The following is a 25,833-nucleotide window of genomic DNA, read 5'->3' on the forward strand; positions in this document are numbered from 1 at the left end:
GCGGACTACTCCCCCTTCGGCCAGCGCCGGTGGACCCAGAGCCACTGTTCCGGCCGCTCGCGGATCCAGCTCTCCAGCAGGTCGTTGAACCGCTGCACGGTGGCGGCGACGTCTTCCGACGCCTTGCCGTCGCGCGGCACCGTCACCCCCTCATGGGCGGTCACCCGGAACCGCGCACCTTCAAGCCGCTCGATCCGCACCGCGACGATGGGGCAGTCGAACCGCCGGGCGAGCTGGGCAAAGGCCGGGGTGGTCATCGCCCTGCGGCCGAAGAACCGGGCCTCGATCCCGTCATTCATCTTCTGATCAATCAACAGGCCGAGCGGGCGGCCGCGCTTCAGCGCATCCATCACGCCGCGCGCGCCCTGGCTGCCCTTGGGAAACATCGTGGCGTCCGGATGCGGCTTGCGCTTGTCGTAGAGCGAGGAGATCAGCGGATTGTCCGGGGCGCGGTACACCGCGTCGATCACCAGCCCGACATGGGCGGCGGCCAGCGGCATCAGCTCCCAGTTGGCGATGTGGCCGGAGACGTAGATCGCCGGCCCACCATCGGCCATCGCCGCCAGTGCGTGTTCGGCGCCGACGATCTCGACCCGGCGGTCCATCTCGCGCAGCAGGGTGCGGATATGCGCGAACTCGCCGGCGGTCCGGCCGAGGTTGCGCCACATGCCGGCCAGGATCCGGTCGATCTCGCCCGCGTCCTTCTCCGGAAAGGCCCGTTCCAGGTTGCCGCGCGCGACCTTGTGAAGGCGGAGCATCGGGCCAACCCGCGCCAGCACGGCGGCGCCAAGCGCCGAGGCCGCATCGATCGGGAGCAGCCGCATCAGCCCGTAGACGGCGAGCGCGCCAGCGGCCTCCAGCGGCCAAAGCAGGCGTTTGCTCAGGGGGATCTCGCGCGGGTTCGACATGGACGGTGGTATTCGCCGTCCATGTCGGATTTGTCCAGCCCCGTGTGAGCTTTAGACGGTGACCGGGGTGAGCCGGGCGAGCGGCTTCTCGTTGATCGGCAGATGGATGATCGCCGCCGCCAGACCCAGCACCACGCCGGCCCACCACACGCCGTCATAGGAGCCGGTCGTGTCGTACAGGTAGCCGCCGAGCCAGATGCCGGCGAACGAGCCGAGCTGGTGGCTGAGGAACACGAAGCCGAACAGGGTGGCCATGTACTTCACGCCGAAGATTTGGGCGACGATGCCGGTGGTGAGCGGGACGGTCGAGAGCCACAGAATGCCCATGGCGCCGGCGAACAGGTAGATCGTCAGCTCCGTCTTCGGCGCCATGAGCAGCGCGATGATGACGATGGCACGGGCGAAGTAGATCGTGCTGAGCCCGACCTTCTTGCTCCAGCGCTGGCCCGCCATTCCGGAGGCGAAGGACCCGATGATGTTGAACAGTCCGACCAGCGCGAGCGAATAGGCACCAACCGTCGGATCCAGCCCCAGGTCACGGACATAGGACGGGAAGTGCACAGTGATGAAGGCCACGTGGAAACCGCAGACGAAGAAGCCGATGGTCAGCAGGATGTAGCCGCGATGGGCGCCGGCCTCGGCCATCGCCTGACGGAAGGTCTGGTTGCTCGGCACCTCGCCCTTGGCATTGGTGTTCGAGGGCAGGATGAAGGCCAGCGGGATGATGAACAGCGCCGAGGCCGCCAGCATCAGCAGGGCGCTCTCCCAGCCATAGGCGCCGATGAAGCCCTGACCGAGCGGGGAGAACACCACCTGGCCGAACGAACCCGCCGCCGTGCCGAGGCCGAGCGCCAGGGACCGGCGCTCCGGCCCGACGACCTTGGCCATGGCGGCCATGGCCAGCGAGAAGGCTGTGAAGGCCACCCCGATTCCGGTCAGCACGCCGCCGAACAGGTGCAGCTCCAGGGAGCTGTCGGCCGTCGCCATGCCCCAGACCCCGACCGTGTAGATCACCGCGCCGACCGCAAGAACCCGCGAGGGGCCGAACTTGTCGGCGATCATGCCGGCGACCGGCACGCCGATGCCCCAGAGCAGGTTCTGGATCGCCATGGCGAGACCGAAAGTCTCCCGGTCCCACCCCTTGGCCAGGGTCATCGGCTCCAGGAACAGACCGAACGCCGAGCGGATTCCGAAGCCGATCATGGCGATCAGACATCCGGCGACGATCACCACGACCGGAGTCCTCCAGTCGGGTGACGAGGGATGGGCGAGGGTCGACATGGCAGACTCCGGAAGGGCGGTTGGCCGGAAATGCGGGGTGTGTTACAGTACGTGTAGATACACTCGTGTACCTGCACATAATTGTCAATTGGCGCGTGATGATGGTCCCAAGCGACGAAGCCGGTTTGGCCTGTACCTGCTCGCTGGTGCGCGGCGCCGCGCGTCGGCTCACCCAGTATTACGACGAGGCGCTGAAGGAAACCGGTCTTAAGGTCACCCAGTACGGGCTGCTGTCGAACATCGAGCGGATGGACCGTCCGTCGGTGACCGACCTCGCCGACCGGCTGGACCTGGACCGCACGACCCTGACCCGGAACCTGGCGCCGCTGCGGGACGCCGGCTGGGTCCGGCTGGCGCCCGGGTCGGACAGACGCAGCCGCTCGGTGGAGCTGACCGACACGGGCCGCGACATGCTGGCGCTGGCGCGGCCGCACTGGCGGCGCGCGGAGGTGGCGTTGCGCCAGCGCGCGGGCGGCGAGGTGACCGCGGCCCTGCGGGACGTTCTGACCCAGACGGTCGCGGCGGCCGACGCGCAACAGCAGTAAGGCCGCGGCCGAGTGCCGGCCGCTTCACCGCCCCGTGCGGGCCTCGTCGGCGCGATGTTTGCCCCGCCCCTTGCGTTGCCCTAGATCCGTCACGATCTTGCGGTTCTGTTGGGCGACGCTTGAGCCCGCACCCCGATACGCATTAGGGCAGGGGACATTGCCACCGGCCGGGAGCCGATGAATGACCGCACTTCGTTCGATTGCGACGGTCGCCGCCGTCGTTGCCGCGTTGACCCTCTCGATCGCCTCACCGGCCTCGGCCGCGTTCAAGAGCGGGATCTGGCAGGGCGACGCCTATATCTCCAAGGAGGGGCAGTTCCAGCGCTGCGCCATCGTCGGCGACTATGAGAGCGAGACGGATCTCGGCTTCGGACTGGCGGCCAACGGCACGTACGAAGTCTACCTGATCAACAAGAGCTGGACGCTGGAACCCGGTCAGGCCGCCAAGGTCACCATCAAGGTCGACGACCGCCCTGAAGTGAGCGGTGCCTTCCAGGTGGTGAGCAAGGATACGCTCGGCACCCTGATGCAGGACCATCCGGAGCTGGTCCAGGCGTTCAAGGCCGGCAATGTCGCGACGATCACCGGTTTCTTCGGCACCCTGAAGTTTCCGCTGACCGGCACCGCGAAGGCCTTCGGCGTGATGGAGGATTGCGTCCGTCAGGTGAAGGCGGGCGTCCAGGACGGCAAGAAGGCGGCCCAGGCCCGCGAGAAGCTGGCCAAGATCCACGGCCAGGACCTGTTCACGCTGCAGCCCCAGGCCTTTGCCTGGCGCGTGCTGAACGATCTGCCCCAGGACCAGTTCGGCATCCCCAAGGATGTCGATCAGGCCATGAAGCGCTGGAACGCGGCGCTGGTCTGGCGGATCGAGCGCGGGCTCGGTCTGGTCCAGTCGGTGGGAGGCAGCCATAGCGAGGAGGAGCTGCGGGCCGAGCTGACCAAGCTGAAGGCGCCGAGCTGCAAGGGCCAGCTCACCTCCGAGGCGGATCTGCGCATCATGCCGGGCACGGAAACGATCCTGCCGCATGTGGAGCTGTCCTGCACCGATGTCGGCAACGGCAGCGCCGCCTATGAGGTGCTGACCTTCTTCCCGCATGCCTCCGGCAACATGATCGCCGTCAGCCATATCGGTGAAACGCTGCAGATCGCGCAGACGGCGGACGCCACCTTCCTCAACCAGGTGGCTGCCATCGCTGGCCAGCGCTAGAGAAAATCACGATCAGATGGAAACATCTGCTCGTGTGAATTTGCTCTAACTTTAATGGGTTAGAGGGCGATTCACCGTTCAGATCGTTTCGATCTGAACTGCTCGCGCTCTAGCCGCAGGCACCCTCCGCTAGCCGCAGACACCCTCCGATGGCGCGACACGGATCAGCGCGCCGTCGCTCTCGTCGGTCAGCAACCAGATCGCGCCGTCCGGACCCATCCGGACGTCGCGCACCCGGCCGAACCGGCCCTTGAACAGCCGCTCCTCGCCGGCGACCGCGCCGTCCTCCATGTCGAGCCGCACCAGCATGCGGTCCTTCAGGGCGCCGACCAGGATGTCGCCGGTCCAGGCCGGGAAGAGATCGCCGCCCACGAAGGCGAGGCCCGACGGCGCGATCGACGGATCCCAGTAGTAGACCGGCTGCTCCATGCCGGCGGCCGACGTCCCGATTCCGATCTGGCCGCCGTGGTAATGGCGGCCGTAGGAGATCGTCGGCCAGCCATAGTTCTTTCCCGCCTCCGGCCGGTTGATCTCGTCGCCCCCGCGCGCGCCGTGCTCCACGATCCACAGCGCACCGGTCTCCGGGTGCCGGGCGGCACCCTGCGGGTTGCGGTGGCCGAAGGACCAGATCTCGCGGGCGCCGTTTCTGCCGTCGGCGAAGGGATTGTCGCCCGGGATGCTGCCGTCCTCCGCGATCCTCAGCACCGAGCCGGCATGGTCGCTGGGATTCTGCGCGCGCGGCCGGTCGCCGCGGTCGCCGATGGTGAACCAGAGCGTCCCGTCGCCCTTGAAGACGATGCGCGAGCCGAAATGTCGCGTCGTGCCGGTCGCCAGCGACATCGAGAATATCTGTGTCAGGTCGGTGAGCCGCGATCCGTCGGCCGACAGCGTGCCATGGGCGATGGCGGTGCCGGTGAGCCCGTCTCTGCGCCGCTCCGAGTAGGAGAAGTAGAGCCGCCGGTTGTCGGTGAAGTCCGGATGGGCGACCACGTCGAGCAGGCCGCCCTGGCCGGACGCCCGCACGTTCGGGGCGCCGTCGATCGCCGATTTCTCCCCCGATTGCGGGTCGGCCAGCCACAGGGCGCCATCGCGCTCGGTGATGACCGCCATGCCGTCGGGCAGGAAGGTGACGCCCCAGGGATGATCGAGATCGGCGACTCTGGTTTCGGCGGTCAGGGCGCAGGCCTCGGCCTGCTCGGTCTCCTGCGCGACGGCCAGTGAGGGCAGTGCTGCGAGAAAGGGCAGTGCTGCGAGAAAGGGCAGGGCGAGCAGCAACGGTCGGGTCGGGAGCATATGGGGTCCTCTCGGCCGGAAAGCGGGTCTCGCTGAGAGGTGGGGCCGGTCTCCACCGGATCAACTGGGCGATCACGCCACCTTGACTTCGGGGTGGCGGCGGGCTGCCATCGGGGCTTGTGAGATCAAGGAGACGACGATGGCCGGATTGGAGCGCTGCGACCTGAAACTGAGCGGGGGCGAGGTGATCGACGGGACCGGGGCGGCGCGGATGCGGGCCGACGTGGCGATCGTCGACGACCGGATCGCCGCCATCGGCGACCTCTCTTCAGTCCGGGCGGGCCGCGAGATCGACGTCACCGGCCGCATCGTCGCGCCGGGGTTCGTCGATGTGCACACCCATGACGACCGGGCGCTGCTGTCGAAGCCGACCATGGACATGAAGGTGAGCCAGGGCGTGACCAGCGTCGTCGTCGGCAATTGCGGTATCTCCCTGGCGCCGCTGGTCATGGACCGCCGCCCGCCGCCGCCGCTCGACCTGCTCGGCACCGAGGAATGGTGGAAATACGGTACCTTCGACGCCTTCCTGACCGCGATCGACGAGGCTCCGGCCAGCGTCAACGCCGCCTTCCTGGTCGGTCACTCGACCTTGCGGGTCGGTGCCATGGACGACGTCTACCGGGCAGCAAGGTCGGACGAGATCAAGACCATGCGCGGCCGGCTGGAGGAGTCGCTGGACGCCGGCGCCTGCGGTCTGTCCACCGGCCTGTTCTACGCGCCGTCTGAGCAGGCGCCGACCGAGGAGGTGATCGAGATCGCCAGGGCGCTGAAGACCCATGGCGGGCGCTACGTCACCCATATGCGCAACGAGGGTGCCGATGTGGTGAAGAGCCTGGAGGAGACTTTCCTGATCGGCCGCGAGGCCGGGGTGCCGGTGATCGTCTCCCACCACAAGGTGCACGGGAAGGACAATTTCGGCCGCTCCAAGGAGACGCTGGCGCTGTTCGACCGCTACCGGAAGAGCCAGAAGATCGGTCTCGACGTGTATCCGTATCACGCCTCCTCCACGGTGCTGAAGGCGGACAGCATCGCCTTCTCCAACCGGGTCATGGTGACCTGGTCGGTGCCGCATCCCGAGCACAAGGGGCGCGACCTGAAGGACATCGCCGAGGAGTGGGGCGTGGACGTCTACGCGGCGGCGGAACGGCTGCAGCCGGCCGGCGCGATCTACTTCTCCATGGACGAGGACGACGTGCAGCGCATCCTGTCCTATCCGCAGGCGATGTTCGGCTCCGACGGCCTGCCCCATGACGAGTTCCCGCATCCGCGGCTGTGGGGCACCTTCCCGCGCATTCTCGGCCATTATTCCCGCGATCTCGGCCTGTTTCCGCTGGAGGAGGCGGTGCGCCGCATGACCTCGCTCTCCGCCGAGGAGTTCGGCCTGAAGGACCGGGGCGAGGTGGCGGAGGGCAAGTTCGCCGACCTGTGCGTGTTCGACGCCCGGGACATCATCGACAGCGCCACCTTCGAGGACCCGATGACCCCGGCCGCCGGCATCGACACGGTGATCGTCAACGGCCGCATCGTCTGGGCCGAGGGCCGGTGCACCGGCGAACGCTCCGGCCGGGCGCTGCGGCAGGGCCAGGCCTAAAGGCCGAAGGCGTCACAGATCAGCCGGGCACAGTCTTCGGGGCCGTGCTCGGCGGTGTCGATCTCCAGATCGTAGGTCTTGCCCGCATTCACCTGCGGGAACTGCCATCGGGCGAGGCCGATCCTGCGGTCGCCGCGTGCCGCTTCGCGGGCTTCCAGGACCTCCAGCGGTGCGTGGACAGCGATCTTCAGGAAACGGAACCGGGCGAGGTGCCGGTCGTACTCCGCCATCCGGTCGCCCAGAATGACGTCGTCGACGATCAGGTTGTTGCCGGCGCTCGCCAGCGCGGCGACAGCCGCCGGAATGGCTCCGAACAGGCGGGCGCCGGCCGGGCCGCTGCGCACCGCCACTTCGGGCGGACCGTCGCCGGGGACCGGGACGAAGTCGACGCCGTCCGGGGGGCCTATCAGGCGGGCCGGCAGCATGTCGAAGAAGCCGTCCATCTGCACATGCAGGAACGGATCGCGGGCGATCTCCTGAAAGGCGCGGGCGATGGAGGTCTTGCCGGCGCTGCCGACGCCGTCGAGAAGGATGACGGTCGGGGTCATGCCCTGCCTCCGGATGGCCATTTTGGGTCGGCACCGTCGTCGCCAGTACGTTGAGGGCCGGCACGTCGAGGGCCGGATCGTCGAGGGAGGAGTAAGGCGGATGGCACGGGCGGTCGCAATTCTGTTCGGTCTGGGTGTCCTGCTCTCGCTTGCCGGTCCGGCCGCCGGCGGCGAGCGTCTGGTTCATCTCGTCAATATCGGCTGGCACACCGGCATCGCGGTGCGCAGCGCCGATATCGACCCCGCCCTTATCCCCGAGATCGGCGACCTGCCCGAGGCCGGCTGGGTCGAGTTCGGCTGGGGCGATGCTGCGTTCTACCGCGATCCGGACCCGGCGATCGGCAGCTATGTCAGCGCGGCCTTCATCGAGACACCGGCGGTCATGCACCTGGTCGGCATGCCCGTCCCGCCGGCGCGGTACTTCCCGGATGCCGAGGTCGTCGACGTGCCACTGGATACGGCCGGTTTCGACCGGCTCATCGGCTTTATCGCGGCGAGTTTCGACCGCGCCCAGGGAGAGCGGCTGTCGGCGCTGGGGCCTGGCCTCTACCGTCGGAGCGGGTTCTATGACGCCGTCGGCACTTTCACCCTGTCCAATACCTGCAATACCTGGGTCGCACGCGCCTTCGCCGCCGCGGGCCTGGAGATCGATACCGACCTCAGCCGCGCCAGCACGGTGACGGCGCGGGTGCGGGCTGCCGTGGCGGCCCGCTGAAGATTGCCTAAATCGTCGGCAGTTCGATCGGCATCACGCCCTCGAACGCGGCAGAGGCGGTCAGCACCATATCCTCCCCCCATTTCGGACCGACGATCTGCAGACCGACCGGCAGACCGCCGACGCGGCCGCAGGGGATCGTCGCCGCCGGCTGCTGGGTCAGGTTGAACGGGTAGGAGAACGGCGTCCACTCGGTCCAGCGCTTCATGTTGGAGCCCGGCGGTACCTCGTGACCGGCCTCGAAGGCCGGCTGCGGCAGGGTCGGGGTGAGCAGCAGGTCGTAGGTCTCGTGGAACTCGTTCATCGCCGTCCCCATCGCCTCGCGCTGCTTCACCGCGGCGAAGTAGTCCAGCAGCGCGTATTTCGCCCCGGCTTCGGCGACCTCGACGAGGCCCGGATCGATCAGCGCCTTCTGCTCCTCGCTGAACGCGGAGAACAGGTTGGCCGCCCCGGTGAACCAGTGGGCGGCGAAGACCTCGTGGCTGTTGGGCAGCGGGCTTTCCACTTCCTCGACCGTCGCACCGAGTTCGCGGAACACCTCGACCGCCTTGGCCACCAGGGCGGCGACCTCGGGCTGCACCGTGGCACCGCCGAGATCGGGGCTGTAGGCGATTCGCCAGCCGGCCACCGACGGGCGCAGGGCGTTCCGGTAGTCCGCACCCTCGTACGGCACGGCGTACCAGTCGCGCGCATCGGGCTCGCCCATCACCGTCAGCATCAGGGCGGAATCGGCGACCGTGCGGGTCATCGGGCCGATATGGGCGACCGAGCCGAAGGGCGAGGCCGGATAGGCCGGCACCCGGCCGAAGGTCGGCTTGATGCCGTAGATGCCGGTATAGCCCGCCGGCATGCGGATCGAGCCGCCACCGTCCGATCCCTGGTGCAGGGCGCCCATGCCGGCTGCCGCCGCCACCGCCGCTCCGCCGGAGCTGCCGCCCGGCGTCTTCGTCGGGTCCCAGGGGTTGCGCGTGATGCCGGTCAGCGGGCTGTCGGTCACGCCCTTCCAGCCGAACTCCGGCGTGGTCGTCTTGCCGAGCAGCACCGCTCCGTGCTCGCGCAGCCGGGCGACGTAGGGGGCGTCCACATCCCAGGGGCCGTCCGCCTTGACGGTCTTGGAACCACGCAGGGTCGACCAGCCCTCGGTCAGGGACAGGTCCTTGATCGAGGTGGGCACGCCGTCGACCAGTCCGACAGGCTCGCCCTTGGTCCAGCGCGCCTCCGATTGTTTCGCGCTCGCCAGGGCCGACTCGTGATCGACCATCCGGAAGGCGTTCAGCTTACCGTTCAGCGCGTCGATGCGGTCGAGGGCGGCCTTGGTCGCCTCCACCGGCGAGATCGTCTTGCGGGCATAGGCGTGCAGCAGGTCGGTGGCCGACAGGAGGGCGAGATCGGTGCTGGTCATCGAAAAAATATCCTTGGAACGAAGGCGTCATCGCGGCGTCAACGAAACCTTATGAACCTCGGCGCTAGCCTGTCGAGCAGGAACAGTCCTTTTGGGTGTGATCACGATGCGCCTCGACCCCTCTCAGCTTCACCGTCCCGAGCTTCAAGAACTGACCGCCTTGTGGGACAAGGCGCGGCGGGGCGGCGGCATCCCTGCCATTGGCGGGTTGTCGCCGGTCGATGTCGCCCCCTACCTCGCCCACATCGTAATCGTCGAGGTCGAGGAGACGACCGATCGTATCCGCTTCCTGCAGATGGGGCGCGAGCTGACGCCGCTCTTCGGCGACGACATGGTCGGCCGCTACCTGGACGAGATGCCGGCTGCCCTGCGTGATCATGTCGAGGGGACCTACCGGGCCATGGTGGCCGAACGGGCGCCGCAATACGCCGAATTCGAGGTCGCCGGCGACAGCTGGATGGTGATCTTCGAGCGCCTGATGCTGCCGCTCCGCGACGAGAGCACCGACCGGGTGGCCGGCGGCATGGTCGCGATCTATCCGCGCATCTCGATCCGCAAGCGGGTCACCCACAGCGACCGCGAGGAAGACAGCGTCGCCGCCTGACGGCCCGGATCACGCCAAGGGCGCGGGCCAGCTCGGGTCGCGGAACTCCTGGATCTCGAACCGGTAGCTTTCCAGTCCCCGGAAGAAGGTGGAGTAGACGTTGAAACGCTCGCTCAGCTGCGGCGGCCCCTCGAACTCCACGCCGCGGCTCTTCAGCGTCTCGTACGCGGCGTCCGCGTCGTTCACCACGAAGGAATAGGTCACCGCCGGGTTCTCCGCCGGCGGCCGGTTCGTGCACACCCCCAGAAAGGCGTTCGGAGCGGCCTGGTAGATGTGGCAGAGGTCGAACTGGTTGAGCGCCAGGGTCAGGCCGACCTTGTCGCGCAGGAAGGCCGATCCGGCGGCGAGATCGCGGGTGTACAGGAAGGTGACCTGCTGCTGGATCGTGAACGGGGACATGGTTTTCTCCTCGGGGGCGTTGTTTCGGGCCTGACTATATCCGGCGTCGCCGCAGGTCGCGGATCGTGAACCGGTTCGGGTGGACGCAGGCGGCCATTGCGCGGTCGACCGGCCAGGGCTCCCCCAGCATCTGGGAGACCGCGAGTTCCGCCATCAGCGGCGCGGTGACGAGCCCGCGCGAGCCGAGGCCGGTCACCGCGAACAGCCCCTCCAGGAACGGCGGCGGTCCGCCGTCCAGCCGTCGGGCGTCGACCCGCAGGTGACCGTAGGCGTCGACCAGTCCGGCGGCATCGCAGAGCGGGCCGGCGATCGGCTGCCGGTCGGGCGTGACCGCCCGGACCGCCGCCCGGCCGCCCAGCACCGAAGGGGCCGCGCCGAACAGGCGGGACAGGGCGGGGGGCAAGAGGCCGAGGGTGCGTCGGTGGTCCTCCGTCTGCACCGCGACCGGCCAACCCGCCGGGTCGAACCCGCCCCGGGTATAGGTGGCGCCGGTCACATGCGTGCCGCCGATCGCCAGGGACAGATAGCCGCCGAAGGAGATGCAGCTTCGCAGGCGGCTGCTTGCGGAGGTTGCGCCGAGACGGGTGATCTGGCCTCGGATCGCTTCCAGGGGGAGGCGGGCGGCAGGGGCCAGCGCCGGCGAGAGCATGGCGGAAGCGAGGATGACCGCGTCGGCCCGGTCCAGCGTGCGGCCGTCGGCATCGCGCAGGGCCCAGCCGGCGGGGTCATGCGTCAGCCCGGCGACGGTCGAGCGGGCCGGACGGTGCGGGCCGGAAAGAGCGGCGCTCCAGGCGCGCGGCGCGATCCAGCCGCCGGTGCGGTGCCACAGGGCCGGCCGGTCGAGCGCGACACCGGCGATCTCGCCGGCCGGCCCCGCATCGACCAGCGCGGCGGAGATCGGCGCCAGATGGCCCGCATCGGCCATGTCCTGGAACCGGCCGAGCACGGCGTCGTCGGGGGCCAGTTCCAGCACGCCGTCGCCGCCGATCGGCACACCCGACCGGGACGCCTGATCCAGGGCGAAGCGGAAGGCGGCAGCGCTCAAGGCGCCCTGGACGTCGCCGTCGGCGGTCGGCCGGGCCATCACCAGCCCGGCCGGATTGCCCGAGGCCTCGGCCGCGATCCGGCCATGACGATCGAGCCAGACGGCCTCCACGCCGCGCCGCGCCAGGGCGCCGACCACGGCGGCACCGGCGATCCCGGCACCGATCACCGCCACGCGACCCGGACGCAGCGGCGACGGGGGGGCGTACCAGGGCTCGCCCGTGGCCGGACGACGCGGGCCGGTGAAGCGGGCGGCGATGCAGTCGCGCTTGCGCCCGTGGCCCGGCCGCTTCTCCACCGTAAAGCCGAGTTCGGCGAGGCCTCTGCGGACCGCGCCCGCCGCGGTGAAGCTGGCCAGCCTGGTGCCCGGGCCGGACAGCCGCGCCACCTGCTCCAGCACCGCCGGGCGCCACATGGACGGGTTTCTGGCGGGGGCGAAGCCGTCGAGGAACCAGGCATCCACCCGCGCCTCCAGCCCGTTCAATGCGGCCGCCGCCTCGCCGATCAGCAGGGTCAGGCAGAGCCTTTCCTCCTCGAACCAGATCCGGTGATGGCCGGCGGTGGCCGGCTCGGGGTAGCGGGGGCGCAGCCGGGCGGCGAAGGCGCCGAGCCCCGGGAACGCTGACAGCGTCTCGCAGAGCTGCGTCCGGGAGAGCGGGAAGCCCTCCACCGCGACATAGTGCAGGATGCCGCCCGCCGGACGGGCCTCGCGCCAGAGCTGCCAGGTGGCCAGGAAGTTCAGGCCGGTGCCGAAACCGGTCTCGGCCACGGTGAAAAGCCGGGGGGTGACAGTCCCGAGACCACCGCGCCACGCGTCCGGCAGGCCGCAGCCCCGCAGGAAGACATGGGCGGTCTCGGCCAGGCCGTCCTCGCGGGAGAAATAGACATCGTCGAAACGCGTGGACACCGGCACGCCGTCGCGCAGGGACAGGCCGGGATCGGCGGCATCGAGCCGGGAGGCGGCCGGCGGATCGGAAGCGGTGTCGGTCATGGCGGCGACACTGCCACGCCGGACCGGCTGCCGCCACGTTCCGGGTGACAGCGGGTACGCGCCGCGCTAAGCCTCGGCGCACCGGACACGCGTTCCAGCGGAGGCGACCATGAGCGACGAACAACAACCGCCGATCCTGCCCGAAGACGAGCAGAAGCGTCTCGCCCTGCGGGTGATGCTCGAGGCCTGGGATGACGCGGTGGCCCAGGGCGCCTCCTCGGAAATCGTCGCCTCCTCGGCGATCTTCGCCGCCCTGACCGACATGATCGACATCTACGGCGAGGAAACGGTGGCCGAGATGGTCGCCGAATGGCCCGACCGCATCCGCGAGGGCGAATTCACCCTGAAGCCGAATTCACCCTGAAGCAACCGGGCGGCTGACCCGCCCGGCTGGCGCGCTCCCGCTGCCCATCGAGGCCGGGCCTAAAGGCCGAAATTCCGGCGCCAGAGGTCGCGCAGGCTGGAGAGCTTGGTGGCGGACAGCGGTCCCGCTTCCGCCGCCTTGATCGCCAGCTCCAGGTGCTCCAGTTCCGCCAGCCCGACGACCACGCAGGAGATGTCCTCGTTCGCGAGCGAGAAGCGGATCGCCGTCTCGGCCCGGCTCTCGCCGCTGTCGCCGGCGGCGGCGATGGCTGAGCGGGCCCGTTTGGACTCGGCCTCGAGGTCCCGGTTTTCCGGGGTGATCGCCACTTCGCGGCCGTGCCGGATGTCGGTCGCCAGCACGCCGGCTGCGAAGACGCGGATGTTCATGATGCCGACCTCGTGGCGCCGACAGGCGGCCATCAGCCCGGTGAAGTCCTGGGCCACGAGACCGTCCAGCGGCTCGCTCAGCCCGGCGGTCGGATTGAGCATGTTGTAGTAGACTTGGGCGGTGTCGACCTTGCCGCTCTCCACGACCCGGATGCAGGAGGCCGGGTCGCCCAGGGCGGTGAAGCCGATATGGTCGGTCAGTCCTTCCTTGCGCAGACCGTCGAGGAGGTCGGCGATCCCGCCGTCGCCGATCACGTCGTCGACACCGACATGCTGGCCGGTCGCCCGGGGCTCCACCGGATTGTGCAGCTGGAACAGGCTCACCTTGTCCAGGCGCAGGCGATCGAGGCTCCGCTCGATGCCGCGACGGATCTGGCTTGCGGCGGTCTCGTCGCTCTCGAGATCCAGGCGGATCTTGGTGGAGACATGGGGGCGCTCGGATGTGTCGATTTCCGACAGCAGCCAGCCCAGGGCGATCTCCGACTGCCCCTGGCCGTAGTCGCCGGCGGTGTCGATCCAGTTGATGCCGGCATCGATCGCCCGGCGGAGTGCCGCCCGTTTAACCTCGTCGTCCTGGTGGATCAGAATGCCGCCGACCCAGCCGCCGCCGAACACCAGTTCCGAGACCTGCAGGCGGGTCTTGCCCAACTGACGCGTGTTCATATGCTTCCCTCCCTGGAAATCCTTATTGTATTATCCTTAGTATGGTTAAGGTCGATTGCATCCATGCGATCGATGACGAAACGAACAGGGGGTGGCGACGATGCTCTCTGCGCGCGCGTTCCGCCAGTTGATATCCATCGGGCATCTTACTTTGATCGACCCCGATGGTAACCGTCACGAGTGTCTTGGATCCTGCGACGGCCCACGGGCCACGGTCAGGATCCTGGATCGGAGCCTCGACCGCCGGCTGATGCTCAATCCCGAGCTGGCGATCGGCGAGGGATACATGAACGGCGGCCTCGTCCTGGAAGAGGAGAGTACGCTCTACGACTTTCTCGATCTCTGCATGGTCAATATCGGCAGTGTGCGCGAAGGCACCATGCGCAAGCTGCTGGCCGGGGTTCGCGGCATACGGGCTGCGATCCGCAATTGGAACCCGGTCCATCTGGCCCAGGGTAAGGTTGCCCATCACTATGATCTGAGCGACGAGCTGTTCGATATCTTCCTCGACAGCGACCGGCAGTATAGCTGCGCCTATTTCCTCAATCCCGACGACGACCTGGAAACGGCACAGTGGAACAAGAAGCTGCATCTTGCCGCAAAGCTGAACCTGAAGCCGGGCCAGCGGGTGCTCGATATCGGGTCGGGCTGGGGCGGGCTTAGCCTGTTCCTGGCCAGTCTGGTCGACGACCTTCAGGTCGACGGCGTGACCCTGTCGCGCGAGCAGCATGCGGTGTCCAACCGCCGGGCCGAGGAGGCCGGCGTGGCGGACCGGGTGCGGTTCCACCTGAAGGACTATCGGGAGGTGGAGGATCAGTACGACCGCATCGTGTCGGTCGGCATGCTCGAACATGTCGGCCCCAGGCACTATGACGAGTTCTACGGTCAGTTGAACCGCCTGCTGCGCCCCGAGGGTGTGGCGGTGGTCCACGCGGTCGGCGTGTTCAACCGGCCGGAGCCGCAGAATCAGTGGATGGAGAAGTACATCTTCCCCGGCGCCTACACACCGTCCCTGCGCCAGCAGTTCACCGCCATCGAAAACACCAGGCTCTTCACGACCGATGTGGAGATCCTGCGCCAGCATTATGCGGAGACACTGAACCGGTGGCGGCTGCGCTGCGCGGAGGAGAAGGATCGGATCGTCGCGATGTACGACGAACGGTTCTACCGGATGTGGGAGTTCTACCTGACCGCCTGCGAGACCGCGTTCCGCCACGGCTCGCTGATGGTCTTCCAGATCCAGCTCGCCAAGAACCTCTACGCCGTGCCGCAGACCCGCGATTACATCGCCGATTTCGAGCGGCGCTGGCGCGGGCGGGGGGCGACCACCCTGCGTCAGGTCGCCGGATCGGACATGGGACGGAAGGCGCCGCTTCCCGACGCGCCCCAGGAGACGGAGGAGCCCAGGCGGGCTTGATGTTTCAGGGATTTCCCGTCATGTGATACGCCGCCGTCCGGACCCTGGACGGCGGCGTTTTCTCTGGGGGATCCATGGCCGCTGCTTCCGACATTTCGACCCGCCTGGGAACCGGCGAGCGCGACGGTGCCCTCATCACCGCGCTTGCCGCGACGGTCGGGACCCCGTTCTGGCTCTATGACGCCGCCCGGATCGAGAGCCAGATCGCCCGTCTGCGCGGTTTCGACACCATCCGCTATGCTCAGAAGGCCAGCAGCAACCTGGACCTGCTGCGGGTGATGCGGCGCAACGGCGTGAAGATCGACGCGGTGTCGAACGGCGAGATCACGCGGGCGCTGGCCGCGGGGTATCAGGCCGGCGGAGACGACCTGGTCTTCACCGCCGATATCTTCGACCGGCCCACCCTCGAGCGGGTGGCGGAGCTCGGCATTCCGGTCAATTGCGGTTCGCCCGACATGATCGACCAGATCGCCGCCGTCAGCCCGGGGCATCGGATCTGGCTGCGGGTCAATCCCGGTTTCGGCCACGGCCACAGCAACAAGACCAATACCGGCGGCCCGTTCTCCAAGCACGGTATCTGGTACGAGCAGCTGCCCGAGCTCGGCCCGCGCATCAAGGCCGCCGGGCTCGAGCTGGTCGGACTGCACATGCATATCGGCTCCGGCGTCGATTACGGCCATCTGGAGCGGGTCGGCGACGCCATGATCGAGGCCTATCGGGCGCTCGGCCTGCCGGTGCGGGCGGTCTCCGCCGGCGGCGGCCTGTCCGTTCCGTATCACGACGGCGGCAGCGAGATCGATACCGAGCACTACGTGAAGCAGTGGGATTCCGCCCGGCTGGCGATCCAGCAGCACCAGTCGGCACCGGTGGAGATGGAGATCGAGCCGGGCCGGTTCCTGGTCGCGGCGGCGGGCTGCCTCGTCGCCGAGGTGCGCGCCGTCAAGCAGGTGGCGGAGCGGTATTTCGTGGTGGTCGACGCGGGCTTCAACGATCTGGCCCGCCCGGCCATGTATGGCAGCTATCACCGCATCGGCTTCGTCGACGCGGCCGGGGTACCGGTCACCGGTGCCGCGCATCCGGTCGCGGTCGCCGGTCCGCTGTGCGAGTCCGGCGACGTGTTCACCCAGGGCGACGGCGGTGTGGTGGAGTTCCGCGACCTGCCGCTGCCGGCCGTCGGCGATTTCTGCGTCTTCGCCGATGCCGGTGCCTATGGTGCCGCGATGTCGTCGAACTACAATTCCCGGCCGCTGATCCCGGAAGTGGTGATCGATGGTGGGGAGGTGCGCCTCGCCCGGCGTCGTCAGACCATGGACGAGCTGCTGGCTCTGGAGACCGGTGAGACCCTGTCGCTCGGCGACGCGGCCCTGCGCAGCGCCTGAGGTCAGGCGGCCGGACTTCGCGGCAGGCTCAGCCGGACGGTCGTGCCCTGGCCGAGGCGGCTTTCGACGGAGAGCGTGCCGTCCATGGTACGGGCGAGGGACTGGCAGATGGTCAGCCCCAGGCCAACGCCGCCGGCCGCCCGGGCGTAGGACGAGGACAGCTGGACGAAGGGCTTCATGATCTCGCCGAGCTTCTCTTCGGGGATGCCCGGTCCGTCGTCCTGCACGGCGATCTCGATCCGATCCTTGTCGATCAGGGCGGCGCTGACGTTCACATTGGCCGCGGTGCCGGCGTATTTCAGCGCGTTGTTCAGCAGGTTGGCGATGATCTGCATCACTGCGCGCCGGTCGGCGAGGGCGACGATCTCCTCGGCTTCGGCCGAGACCGACAGCGCGACGCCGTTGTTCTCGAACTCGACCCGCAGCCGGGTCGCGCTCTCCAGGAGCAGCGGCACGATATCCACGTGTTCGATCGACGCCGCCCGGCGGCCGCTCTCGATCCGGGACAGGTCGAGAATGTCGTCGATGATCGACAGCAGGAACCGGCCGCTCTGGCGGATGTCGCCCACATACTCGCCCGCCCGCTCCCAGACCCGGCTGTTGCGCGGGCTGTTCTCCAGCAGTTCGCTGAAGCCGATGATCGCGTTGAGCGGGGTGCGCAGCTCATGGCTCATGACCGCCAGGAAGGTCGATTTGGCGGCACTCGCCTCTTCGGCGCGCTGCAGGGCGGCGAGGACCTCCTCGTTGGCGAGCGAGCGCTCCTCCGCGCGTCGGTAGCGCGAGACCGTCCAGACGGCGAAGCCGGCAAGCAGCAGCATCAGGCCCGGCAGGGTGACGGAAAGGTAGCTGGTGAAGTTCGGCCAGCCTTCCCGCGGGGCCGCCATGATCCGCCACGACCCGGTCGGGATCGCCACGTCCAGGCTGATCGGATCCAGCCTGTCGATCCCCGGGTCGCCCCAGATGATCTCCCGGTTCTCCGGATCGCCGTTCCGCCCTGACAGGGCCAGGTGATAGGTCTCGGCGAACCGCTCGTACCCGGAATGGCGCAGCAGAACGGTGAAGTCGATGACGGTGGACGCGATGCCCCAGAGCCGGCGTTCTCCGGTCTTGTCGGCCCGCAGCCGGATCGGGAAGCGGGCGATCAGGCCGAGCCCGCCCTGGACCAGCTCGACCGGCCCGGCGACGATGATCCGTTCCTCCTCGATCACCTGCTTCACCGCCGGCCACTGGTTCTCGGTCTTGCGGTAGTCGAGACCGATCGCCTGCTCGTTTCCGGCGATCGGGTACATGTGGGAGACCACGAGATCCTTGGCCAGCGCGAGGTTGCGCACGTGCTCCGGCGCCCCTTCCAGGATGTCCTGGGCGATCAGGGCGAACTCCTCCGGCGTCAGGTCGGGGCGGGCGCGGACATAGCCGACCATGCCGCGGATCAGCTGAACGTCGCGGCTCAGCACCTGCTGCAGCGAGGCGCGCAGCAGGTTGAGATCGTCGCGCGCCCGGTTTTCCGCGTTCCTGCGCGCCACGTCGGCCAGCGCCAGCTCCAGCAGCAGGGCGCAGACCAGGCCGATCAGGGCGGCGATCGCGCCGCGGCGGATCACATACCGCGGGAGGCGGGTGTCCTTGGTCGCGCGGCGATCGGCCTGGTCGGTCATTGCGTTGGCGCTCTGCATCGATTGGTCTACCAGAATGCCGGGATGACGGGCGTAAATCGACCGCTCTGGAAAGTAGTTCGTGGGCCGGATTAGACACCGGGAAGGGTTAATTTTTCCTCACCCTGATCGGTTTCGCCCCCGCTCTCCGCATCTTCCGGGCGCGGGATCGGGTGTCTATGCTGGCGCCTGCCGACCGAAGGAAAAAGCCATGAAGGGACGGAGATGACCGGCGAAGAGATCGCGCGCATCCTGGGGCGCCTGCCAGAATTGGTGAATGAAAACGAAGGCTTGGTGCGCCGCGGGCGGACGCTGAGCGGCGAGTTCCTGGTCCAGGCCGACGACACGCCGGTGCATATCCGGGTGCATGAAGGCCGCATCGAGGCGGTGGAGACCGGCCCGTTCCGCATGCGCGCCTGGCGCTTCGCCATCAAGGCCGAGGCGGACGCCTGGACCCGCCACTGGGAGGCGATGCCGGCGCCGGGCTACCACGACGTGATCGCCATGACCCGCCTCGGCGTCGCCCGGCTGGAGGGCGACCTGCAGCCGCTGATGGCACATTTACGTTACGTGAAGGAGGTTCTGGCGTTACCCAGACGTTTCGCCAAGCCGACCGAAACCGGCGCGGGGAGGGCCTGACCATGGCGATTCAGTACGAACCGATCACCGGCCGCTACGCTACGTTGGACATCGGCGGCCGCGCCTGCCGCGTCTATATCGAGGAGGCGGGTCAGGGTATCCCGCTGCTCTGCCTGCACACCGCCGGCTCCGACGGCCGCCAGTACCGGCACATGATGACCGACCCGGCGATCACCGAGCATTTCCGCGTCATCGCCTTCGACCTGCCCTGGCACGGCAAGTCGAACCCGCCGGTCGGTTTCCACGAGGAGGAGTACCGGCTGACCTCCGACCTCTATACCGACGCGATCCTGGCCGTGGCCGACGCCATGGAGCTCGACCGCCCCGCCGTGATCGGCTGCTCCATGGGCGGACGCGTCGTGCTGAACCTGGGCGCCCACCACGCCGACCGGTTCCGCGCCCTGATCGGGGTGGAATGCGCCGACCACCAGACCTCCTGGTACGACACGAGCTGGCTGCACCGCGGCGACGTCCATGGCGGCGAGGTCTGCGCCGCCATGGTCTCCGGCCTGGTCGCACCGCAATCGCCGGACGAGTACCGCTGGGAGACCCTGTGGGGCTACATGCAGAGCGGGCCGGGGATCTTCAAAGGCGACCTGTACTTCTACCGCGAGGACAGTGACTACCGCGACCGCACCCACCTGATCGACACCAGCCGCTGCCCGCTCTACCTGCTGACCGGCGAGTACGACTATTCCTGCACCCCGGAGGATACCGAGCGCACGGCGGCCGCCATCGACGGGGCCGAGGCGGTGATCATGAAGGAATGCGGCCACTTCCCCATGAGCGAAAACCCGGTCGTGTTCCGCGACTACCTGCTGCCGGTGCTGGAGAAGATCCGCGCTGGTGGGTGAGGGGCTGGTGAGGGATGGGGCGCTGCTTTCCCGCCTGGGGGAGGGCGGCGCCTGGTCTTTGGTTGAGCCGGATATCCGCCGAACGCGTTATGTTGTACACTGTCCCCTCGCTGAGGAGCGGACCCATGGCGGATCAGACCGAAGTCCGGAACATCATCAAGGCGGAGCTGGCCAGGCGGCTGGATACCGTCAAGATCGTCGCGGTCAACCTGACCCCGCAGACCGATCACGACGGCAGCAGAGCCCTGTTCATCAACGTCGTCTACGACGGCAAGCAGGAGCAGCTCGACGTCGGGCAAACGACATCGATGGTCCGTCACATCCGGCCGCTGCTTGAGGAGGCCGGGGAGACCGCATTCCCGGTCTTCACCTATATCGCAAAGTCCGATCTGGGGAACCGAAGCCCTGAGGCCGCTTGATCTCAGTCTGATCGAGACTGCGAGGGACCTGGTTCGCAGCAAGAAGGGCAAGCCCACCCAGGCCAATCTTCGGCGCGCCGTCGGTACGACCTATTACGCGCTGTTTCATTGTCTGGCGCGCACGGCGGCGGATCTGCTGGTCGGCGCAACCCGCGCGTCACGAAGCGACGCCGCCTGGACCCAGGCCTACCGCGCCTTGGACCATGGCTTTGCCAAAGGGCAATGCTCCAATGCATCGGTCATGGGCACGTTCCCCACGGCGATCCGGGAATTCGGCGAGGAGTTCGTGGTGATGCAGCTCAAGCGCCACGCCGCCGACTACGCCCCAGACGAGACTTACTACAAGTCGGCGGTCCTGCGGGACATCATCAACGCGGAGAACGTGATCCAACGGTTCCACCGCGAGCCGGCGAAGGATCGGCGCGCTTTCGCTGCGTGGGTGGTCCTCCGGACGCGGTGATCTGTTGCGCTGCCTGACCCGCCAGGGGGTGGGCAAGCATCTGGGCGTGCTGGAACAGGCGGGCGTGGTCTCATGCACCCGCGTCGGCCGCGAAAGCCGTTTTCCGTGCGTCAGGACAGCCTGGCCGAGTCCTGTCGCACCCTGGAAACCGCCTCGCGGCAATGGGATGAGGCGATCGAGCGATTGAAGGGGTTTGTCGAGGGGTGATCGGGGGGTGACGATGGATGGCGCAGTTGGAACACCCATCGCCAAGTCGATCATTTGAATTGAAACAAAATGAGGCCGCAAAGCGATCGAGGGGTTCAACTAGAGTCTGACGTTGTGGTTGTATCTGGCCATGCCAATTCCCTTCGATCTTGCTGATCAAATTTTCAGAGCGGAGAAACACCTCGTGCCCCCATTGCGGTGGCGGTCGGTGGAATCCAAAAAGCAGAATGAGCAACGACGGGTCTTGGTCTGTTCGGTCGAGGTCTCTGGCGGCGTCCCTCGAGGGGTCTGGTTTCGCGTTACCGTGTATCCAGGGTCTTTGGCACGGGCGAAATTTCAACTTGATTGTGATCTGCCATCGGGCCGGTCACATGCTGTGTTGTATCGTCTTGAGCTTGATCCCCAAAATAGGCACGTCAACAAACTGTACGGCCCAGAAGAAATCAATGGACTACCTATCGAGGCAGGCCAAACGCACGAGCATGTTTTCTATGATAGTCTGACCGAGGACAATCAGCTTCGACCGAGGCCTGATGAGCAGGCGCGTTTGGTTGATGATCCGCCGAGGGATTTTCCTACCGCTCTTGACTTAGTGTGCCGTAGAATCAATGTGGTCAACGGGATCGAAGTACCGAATCCTGGAGATCAGGGGCTGCTATTATGAGCTTCAGTATTTTGAATCCAGAGCTTATCGAAAGTGTGCACGCCGCGCTGGGCAGGCTTGCGGCAGCGCGTGAAATGAATGATCGGCTGCTCGTTGACCTTCCAGTCATGTATCCAAGTGGCGCAACGGCAGTGGTCCAAGTCGAGCAGAATAGAGATAGGGTTCTGGTATCTGATTTGGGTCACGGTTTGATCGAGGCCGAGATGGCGGCTGCCGAAGAGTTTTTCGGACCAGCGGCTAGGCGGACTGCGGATGAGTTTAGCGTTAATTTCGATGGTTATGCGATATTTGCGCTGTGGGTTCCAATCGGACGGTTGGAAGCGGCCATTGCATGCGTAGCCAACGCATCATGCCGAGCGGCAGCAGAGGCCATCCAAAAAGCATCTGAAATGCAGGTCAGAAACCAAAACGAACAAATATTTGAGAGGGTTTCTAGCGTATTTGGAAAAAATATGGTCATAAAAAAAACTGAAATAGAAGGTCGCCACATCAGTTGGAGCGCCCATAACGTGATTGTTTTTCCGAACAAGTCGCGGGCGATATTTGAATATATGACGGGTCATGCCAACTCTGTTTCAAACAGATATATGATGTTTAGCGATATCAAGAGTGCTGATCATTCAATATCTCTAAACTCTGTGGTGAATTCTATCGATGAACTAGGTGAAAAGGCGCAGATGATTAGTGATGTAGCGAACATCGTTCCCATTAAGGCAACGGACGATCAATATCGACGTTTCGCAAAGGCATCCTGACATTAAGCTAAGAGGTATGCTGGCCCGCTCAATCCCTTGCATTCCCGCCCCCCGGCGCGCTCAATAGGGGGCAGGCCGCGCCATAAGCGGCCGCAGCAAGATTCCCGCTGGACTGTCACCCCTGACACGACCGCCAAGGATCGGCACCAGAATCCACCGGAGGAAACCGCCATGAACGACATGACCCCCGTGAAGGTCGCCCGCCCCGCCGGTATCAGCGACGCCGAGTGGCAGCTCCGGGTCGAGCTCGCCGCCGCCTACCGCATGGTCGATTATTTCGGCTGGTGCGAGCTGATCTACGGCCACCTCACCGCCAAGGTGCCGGGCCCCGACCTGCATTTCCTCATCAACCCCTACGGCCTGAACTACGACGAGGTCACCGCCTCCAACCTGGTGAAGATCGACGTCGAGGGGAACAAGATCGACACCGACAACCCGTACGGGGTGAACCAGGCCGGCTTCGTCATCCATTCCGCCGTCCACATGGCCCACAGCGACCTGCACCAGGTGGTGATGCACACCCATTCGCGCTCCGGCATGGCGATCGCCGCGGTCAAGGAGGGGGTGCTGCCGATCTCCATGGGCTCCACCGCCTTCGTCGACCGGATCAGCTACCACGATTACGAGGGCGTCAGCCTGTATCTGGACGAGCGCGACCGCATCGTGGAGAGCCTGGGCGACAACCACGCCATGGTGCTGAAGAACCACGGGCTGCTGACCACCGGCCGCACGGTGGCCGAGGCCTTCCTGTGGCTCTACCGGCTGGAGCGCGCGGCCCAGGTGCAGATCGATGCCGGTGCGGCCGGGACGCTGAACCTGCTGGGCGACAACGTCGCCAAGAAGTCGGGCGAGGACGTGAACGGCTTCGCGGAATCCGCCGCCGAATACGGCGCGCTGGAATTCGCCGCCCTGATGCGCAAGATGGACAAGATCGACCCCAGCTTCCGCGACTGAGTGCGGCCGCTCGGTGGTCGCCATCGCGAAGCCGAAGTGTAGACGGGGACCATGCAGGCGGATGAAGGCGAAGACCGGTTCTGGGAGACGAAATCGCTCTCCCAGATGACCCGGGCCGAGTGGGAGAGCCTGTGCGACGGCTGCGGCAAGTGCTGCCTGGTCAAGCTGCAGGACGCCGAGACCGACGAGATCTCCTATACCGACGTCGCCTGCAAGCTGCTGGACTGCGGCAGCTGCCGGTGTTCGGACTATGCCAACCGCAAGAAGATCGTGCCGGACTGCGTGGTGCTCAGCGTCAAGTTGGTGAGCCAGCTGCAGTGGATGCCGTCGACCTGCGCCTACCGCCTGCTGAAGGAGGGCAAGCCGCTGTACTGGTGGCACCCGCTGGTCAGCGGCGACCCCGACACGGTGCACGAAGCGGGGGTGTCGGTGCGCGGCCGGGCGATCTCGGAGACCGTGGTCGACGATGCCGAGCTGGTCGAGCACATCGTCGACTGGCCGGCGTGAGAGGGCCCGCCCACCCATCCCTTCACCGTCATCCCCAACTCGTTTCAGGATGACCGGAGGGTGAGGGGGCAAGCTCCCCGACCTCCGCTCCAGAAACCCCACCCTGGCACCGCGCCGCCGCGATCCCCATATGCGGAACACCAGAGACCCGCACACCAGGATGAGGACCCGATGGGCCGAGGCATGTGGATATTGGCGGCGATCCTCGCCGTGCTGGCCATCAGTCAGATTTACATGGCCGAGACCGGCCAGCTCGACCGGCCGTGGGCCGAGTGCAAGGAGAGCCTGTTCACCCAGGTGTTCTCCAACGAGTGCACCCCGCGCGACGGCGGCATGGCGCCGAGCACCGCCGGCGCAGGCGGCGATCAGCCGGCCGGCGACGGCCAGCGGCGCCTGGACGACGGCGTCGGCAAGGTCGATCTGGGCCAGTAGAGCCCGGCCCGGAACGCCCCGGCGTCAGAGCGCGCCGGCCGCCTTCAGTTCGTCCAGCCGCGTGTTGCTCTCCTCGAACAGGCGCACCAGCTTCTCGCTGTCATAGGGCGCCTCGCGCAGGGTCTCGTCGTCCCATTCGCTGCGGCCCGGCGCGAAGAAGTCGCCGCCATAGACATGCAGCGCGCCGGTCAGCCGGGACAGCGGGTTGGTGACCGAGTGGATCGCCGTCTCGCCGAGCCAGACCGCCTCCTTCTCGCCCATCTCCTTGCCGCCGAGCTGCTGCAGCCCGTCGGGGCTGCGCCGCCAGAAGGTGTTCAGCTCGGCCCCGGTATAGATGCCGATCGACGCCCACATGTTGTGGTTATGCGGCATCAGGTGCATCTCCGGCCCCCAGACCAGATTCAGCACGGTGAGCCGGTCGGAGCGGTGCAGGGTGCTGACGCCGGCCTTCTGCGGCTCGCCGAGCGCCGACATCAGGGCGCCCGGGTCCGCCACGGCGCGGGCGACGACCTCCTGGGCCGCGCGATCCGGCGTCTTCTCGTCCAGCGCCGCGTAGCAGTCCTCGATGAACCGGTCGAGATCGAACATTGGTATCCTCCCAAGTCTGTTGACGCCGAGTATGCCGCAGCCGCCGGCCGCGGGGAATGCGTCGGGACTGCGAGCAAAGCGGCTGCGACTGTTGGTAACAGCGGGACCCGGCCCGGACGTGATCCGCGATCAGGCCGCCACGGCGACCGGGACCGGCTCGGCGGTGACCGCGAGGCAGGCGGCGGCGACCTCGCGGCCCTTCAGGCGGAAATGGTCGAGGAAGAACGCCTGGTGCTCGGCGCTCTCATGGAAGCGGTGCGGGGTCAGCACGGCCGACAGCACCGGCAGATCGGCCTCCATCTGCGCCTGCATCAGCCCGGAGATGACGCTCTGGGCGACGAAGTCGTGGCGGTAGATGCCGCCATCGACAACGAAGGCGGCGGCGACCACCGCCCGGTATGTCCCCGCGCGGGCCAGCCGCCTTGCCAGCAGCGGGATCTCGAAGGCGCCGGGCACGTCGTAGACATCGACCGCGAAGGCGCCCGGCTGGTCGCGCCGCAGCGTCTCCAGGAACGAGACCCGGCAGGCATCGACGATCTCGGCATGCCAGCGCGCCTGGATGAAGGCGATGCGGCCGGCCGGCTTGTTTGTGCTGGCAGGGGAGGTGGCGGTGGAGGTGGCGGGGGAGTTGGTGGTGGTTTCGGTGCTCTGATTCATGGCTGTCCTCCTTGGACATGAGCGGTGAACCAGGGCGTACGAACTCGCGGGCGCATCCCCGCGCCCGAGGCGCGCGGATCCGCTCTCTCCTTCGTTATCTTTCATCCGGACTGTGACCGTCGGCTCCGGGATCGCACCGGATCTGCTGACCCTCCAAGGAGGCAATCCCCGAAGGCGCTCGCGGGCTCGGCCCCGGGCGCCGCCTGGGACCATCACCGCCGGTGGGGACTTCCACCCTGCCCCGATAACGCGCCGCACCACCGGTGCGGCGGCGGGAGACTACAGGCAGGGGGAAGGAGGTGTCGAGCCAC

The 25,833-nt window shown here is 67.2% G+C and carries 27 protein-coding genes and 1 riboswitch; of the genes, 16 read left to right on the top strand and 11 right to left on the bottom strand.

Annotation, left to right across the window (positions count from 1 at the left end):
• Positions 1–5 precede the first annotated feature (5 nt).
• Complete coding sequence (locus G578_RS0111155) at positions 6–908, bottom strand: LpxL/LpxP family acyltransferase (RefSeq protein WP_038014009.1); 903 nt, start codon at positions 906–908, stop codon at positions 6–8.
• A 51-nt stretch (positions 909–959) separates the two neighbouring features.
• On the bottom strand, positions 960–2,189 hold the full coding sequence (locus tag G578_RS0111160) for an MFS transporter (RefSeq protein ID WP_028794310.1): 1,230 nt from the start codon (positions 2,187–2,189) through the stop codon (positions 960–962).
• 101 nt (positions 2,190–2,290) lie between these two features.
• Between G578_RS0111160 and G578_RS0111165 the strand changes: the two genes are divergently transcribed.
• Positions 2,291–2,734: a MarR family winged helix-turn-helix transcriptional regulator gene (locus G578_RS0111165; RefSeq protein WP_028794311.1), complete on the top strand. Its 444-nt coding sequence runs from the start codon at positions 2,291–2,293 to the stop codon at positions 2,732–2,734.
• Positions 2,735–2,915: 181 nt separating this feature from the next.
• Complete coding sequence (locus G578_RS0111170) at positions 2,916–3,941, top strand: hypothetical protein (protein WP_028794312.1); 1,026 nt, start codon at positions 2,916–2,918, stop codon at positions 3,939–3,941.
• 129 nt (positions 3,942–4,070) lie between these two features.
• On the opposite strand, the gene G578_RS0111175 is transcribed toward G578_RS0111170, so the two are convergent.
• Positions 4,071–5,234, bottom strand: coding sequence for a PQQ-dependent sugar dehydrogenase (locus tag G578_RS0111175; protein WP_051244604.1), 1,164 nt, complete (start codon positions 5,232–5,234; stop codon positions 4,071–4,073).
• Positions 5,235–5,373: 139 nt separating this feature from the next.
• On the opposite strand from G578_RS0111175, the gene G578_RS0111180 reads away from it, so the two are divergent.
• Entirely contained in the window at positions 5,374–6,825 is a 1,452-nt protein-coding gene (locus tag G578_RS0111180) for an N-acyl-D-amino-acid deacylase family protein (protein WP_028794314.1), read from the top strand.
• Here the strand turns inward: G578_RS0111180 and G578_RS0111185 are convergent.
• The gene (locus tag G578_RS0111185; protein ID WP_028794315.1) at positions 6,822–7,373 is read right to left on the bottom strand and encodes a chloramphenicol phosphotransferase CPT family protein; all 552 of its coding nucleotides are present in this window, start codon (positions 7,371–7,373) and stop codon (positions 6,822–6,824) included. The genes G578_RS0111180 and G578_RS0111185 overlap by 4 nt on opposite strands.
• Positions 7,374–7,473: 100 nt before the next feature.
• On the opposite strand from G578_RS0111185, the gene G578_RS25850 reads away from it, so the two are divergent.
• Positions 7,474–8,088, top strand: a complete 615-nt coding sequence (locus tag G578_RS25850) for a DUF2459 domain-containing protein (protein ID WP_051244606.1) — start codon at positions 7,474–7,476, stop codon at positions 8,086–8,088.
• A gap of 7 nt (positions 8,089–8,095) precedes the next feature.
• On the opposite strand, the gene G578_RS0111195 is transcribed toward G578_RS25850, so the two are convergent.
• A complete protein-coding gene (locus G578_RS0111195) occupies positions 8,096–9,490 on the bottom strand; it encodes an amidase (RefSeq protein WP_028794316.1) in 1,395 nt (464 codons plus the stop codon).
• Between the two features lie 106 nt (positions 9,491–9,596).
• Between G578_RS0111195 and G578_RS0111200 the strand changes: the two genes are divergently transcribed.
• Positions 9,597–10,094, top strand: coding sequence for a PAS domain-containing protein (locus G578_RS0111200; RefSeq protein ID WP_139189349.1), 498 nt, complete (start codon positions 9,597–9,599; stop codon positions 10,092–10,094).
• Between the two features lie 9 nt (positions 10,095–10,103).
• Here G578_RS0111200 and G578_RS0111205 read toward each other — a convergent pair whose 3' ends face one another.
• A complete protein-coding gene (locus G578_RS0111205; RefSeq protein WP_028794318.1) occupies positions 10,104–10,493 on the bottom strand; it encodes a VOC family protein in 390 nt (129 codons plus the stop codon).
• 34 nt (positions 10,494–10,527) lie between these two features.
• Positions 10,528–12,528: a bifunctional tRNA (5-methylaminomethyl-2-thiouridine)(34)-methyltransferase MnmC2/FAD-dependent 5-carboxymethylaminomethyl-2-thiouridine(34) oxidoreductase MnmC1 gene (gene mnmC / locus G578_RS0111210; RefSeq protein ID WP_028794319.1), complete on the bottom strand. Its 2,001-nt coding sequence runs from the start codon at positions 12,526–12,528 to the stop codon at positions 10,528–10,530.
• A gap of 109 nt (positions 12,529–12,637) precedes the next feature.
• On the opposite strand from mnmC, the gene G578_RS0111215 reads away from it, so the two are divergent.
• Complete coding sequence (locus G578_RS0111215; RefSeq protein WP_028794320.1) at positions 12,638–12,892, top strand: hypothetical protein; 255 nt, start codon at positions 12,638–12,640, stop codon at positions 12,890–12,892.
• A 59-nt stretch (positions 12,893–12,951) separates the two neighbouring features.
• On the opposite strand, the gene G578_RS25855 is transcribed toward G578_RS0111215, so the two are convergent.
• Positions 12,952–13,941 carry an aldo/keto reductase gene (locus G578_RS25855; protein ID WP_051244608.1) on the bottom strand — a complete coding sequence of 330 codons (990 nt, stop codon included), beginning with the start codon at positions 13,939–13,941 and terminating at the stop codon, positions 12,952–12,954.
• A 250-nt stretch (positions 13,942–14,191) separates the two neighbouring features.
• On the opposite strand from G578_RS25855, the gene G578_RS25860 reads away from it, so the two are divergent.
• Both G578_RS25860 and lysA read left to right on the top strand, forming a co-directional pair.
• Positions 14,192–15,358 carry an SAM-dependent methyltransferase gene (locus G578_RS25860; protein WP_281169170.1) on the top strand — a complete coding sequence of 389 codons (1,167 nt, stop codon included), beginning with the start codon at positions 14,192–14,194 and terminating at the stop codon, positions 15,356–15,358.
• A gap of 74 nt (positions 15,359–15,432) precedes the next feature.
• A complete protein-coding gene (gene lysA, locus G578_RS0111230) occupies positions 15,433–16,737 on the top strand; it encodes a diaminopimelate decarboxylase (RefSeq protein ID WP_051244610.1) in 1,305 nt (434 codons plus the stop codon).
• A 2-nt stretch (positions 16,738–16,739) separates the two neighbouring features.
• On the opposite strand, the gene G578_RS0111235 is transcribed toward lysA, so the two are convergent.
• Positions 16,740–18,407, bottom strand: coding sequence for a sensor histidine kinase (locus tag G578_RS0111235; protein ID WP_084618828.1), 1,668 nt, complete (start codon positions 18,405–18,407; stop codon positions 16,740–16,742).
• A 204-nt stretch (positions 18,408–18,611) separates the two neighbouring features.
• On the opposite strand from G578_RS0111235, the gene G578_RS25865 reads away from it, so the two are divergent.
• From G578_RS25865 to G578_RS25870, 8 genes are all read left to right on the top strand, one after another.
• Positions 18,612–19,025, top strand: coding sequence for a hypothetical protein (locus tag G578_RS25865; RefSeq protein ID WP_051244612.1), 414 nt, complete (start codon positions 18,612–18,614; stop codon positions 19,023–19,025).
• Between the two features lie 2 nt (positions 19,026–19,027).
• On the top strand, positions 19,028–19,879 hold the full coding sequence (locus G578_RS0111245) for an alpha/beta fold hydrolase (RefSeq protein WP_028794323.1): 852 nt from the start codon (positions 19,028–19,030) through the stop codon (positions 19,877–19,879).
• Between the two features lie 125 nt (positions 19,880–20,004).
• The gene (locus tag G578_RS0111250; RefSeq protein ID WP_028794324.1) at positions 20,005–20,298 is read left to right on the top strand and encodes a hypothetical protein; all 294 of its coding nucleotides are present in this window, start codon (positions 20,005–20,007) and stop codon (positions 20,296–20,298) included.
• Positions 20,299–20,539: 241 nt separating this feature from the next.
• On the top strand, positions 20,540–20,758 hold the full coding sequence (locus tag G578_RS28395) for a hypothetical protein (RefSeq protein WP_051244614.1): 219 nt from the start codon (positions 20,540–20,542) through the stop codon (positions 20,756–20,758).
• Between the two features lie 867 nt (positions 20,759–21,625).
• A complete protein-coding gene (locus G578_RS29515) occupies positions 21,626–22,384 on the top strand; it encodes a hypothetical protein (protein WP_156907282.1) in 759 nt (252 codons plus the stop codon).
• A 171-nt stretch (positions 22,385–22,555) separates the two neighbouring features.
• On the top strand, positions 22,556–23,338 hold the full coding sequence (locus G578_RS0111260; RefSeq protein WP_051244616.1) for a class II aldolase/adducin family protein: 783 nt from the start codon (positions 22,556–22,558) through the stop codon (positions 23,336–23,338).
• 51 nt (positions 23,339–23,389) lie between these two features.
• Positions 23,390–23,845 carry a YcgN family cysteine cluster protein gene (locus tag G578_RS0111265; protein ID WP_028794327.1) on the top strand — a complete coding sequence of 152 codons (456 nt, stop codon included), beginning with the start codon at positions 23,390–23,392 and terminating at the stop codon, positions 23,843–23,845.
• 171 nt (positions 23,846–24,016) lie between these two features.
• Complete coding sequence (locus G578_RS25870; protein ID WP_038014013.1) at positions 24,017–24,277, top strand: hypothetical protein; 261 nt, start codon at positions 24,017–24,019, stop codon at positions 24,275–24,277.
• 24 nt (positions 24,278–24,301) lie between these two features.
• Here G578_RS25870 and G578_RS0111275 read toward each other — a convergent pair whose 3' ends face one another.
• The gene (locus tag G578_RS0111275) at positions 24,302–24,865 is read right to left on the bottom strand and encodes a hypothetical protein (RefSeq protein WP_028794328.1); all 564 of its coding nucleotides are present in this window, start codon (positions 24,863–24,865) and stop codon (positions 24,302–24,304) included.
• A gap of 129 nt (positions 24,866–24,994) precedes the next feature.
• Positions 24,995–25,522, bottom strand: a complete 528-nt coding sequence (locus G578_RS25875) for a 6,7-dimethyl-8-ribityllumazine synthase (RefSeq protein ID WP_051244619.1) — start codon at positions 25,520–25,522, stop codon at positions 24,995–24,997.
• A gap of 89 nt (positions 25,523–25,611) precedes the next feature.
• Positions 25,612–25,775, bottom strand: a riboswitch (FMN riboswitch).
• Positions 25,776–25,833 lie beyond the last annotated feature (58 nt).

Source organism: Thalassobaculum salexigens DSM 19539 (assembly GCF_000423805.1).
In the GTDB taxonomy this organism is placed as follows: Bacteria; Pseudomonadota; Alphaproteobacteria; order Thalassobaculales; family Thalassobaculaceae; genus Thalassobaculum; species Thalassobaculum litoreum.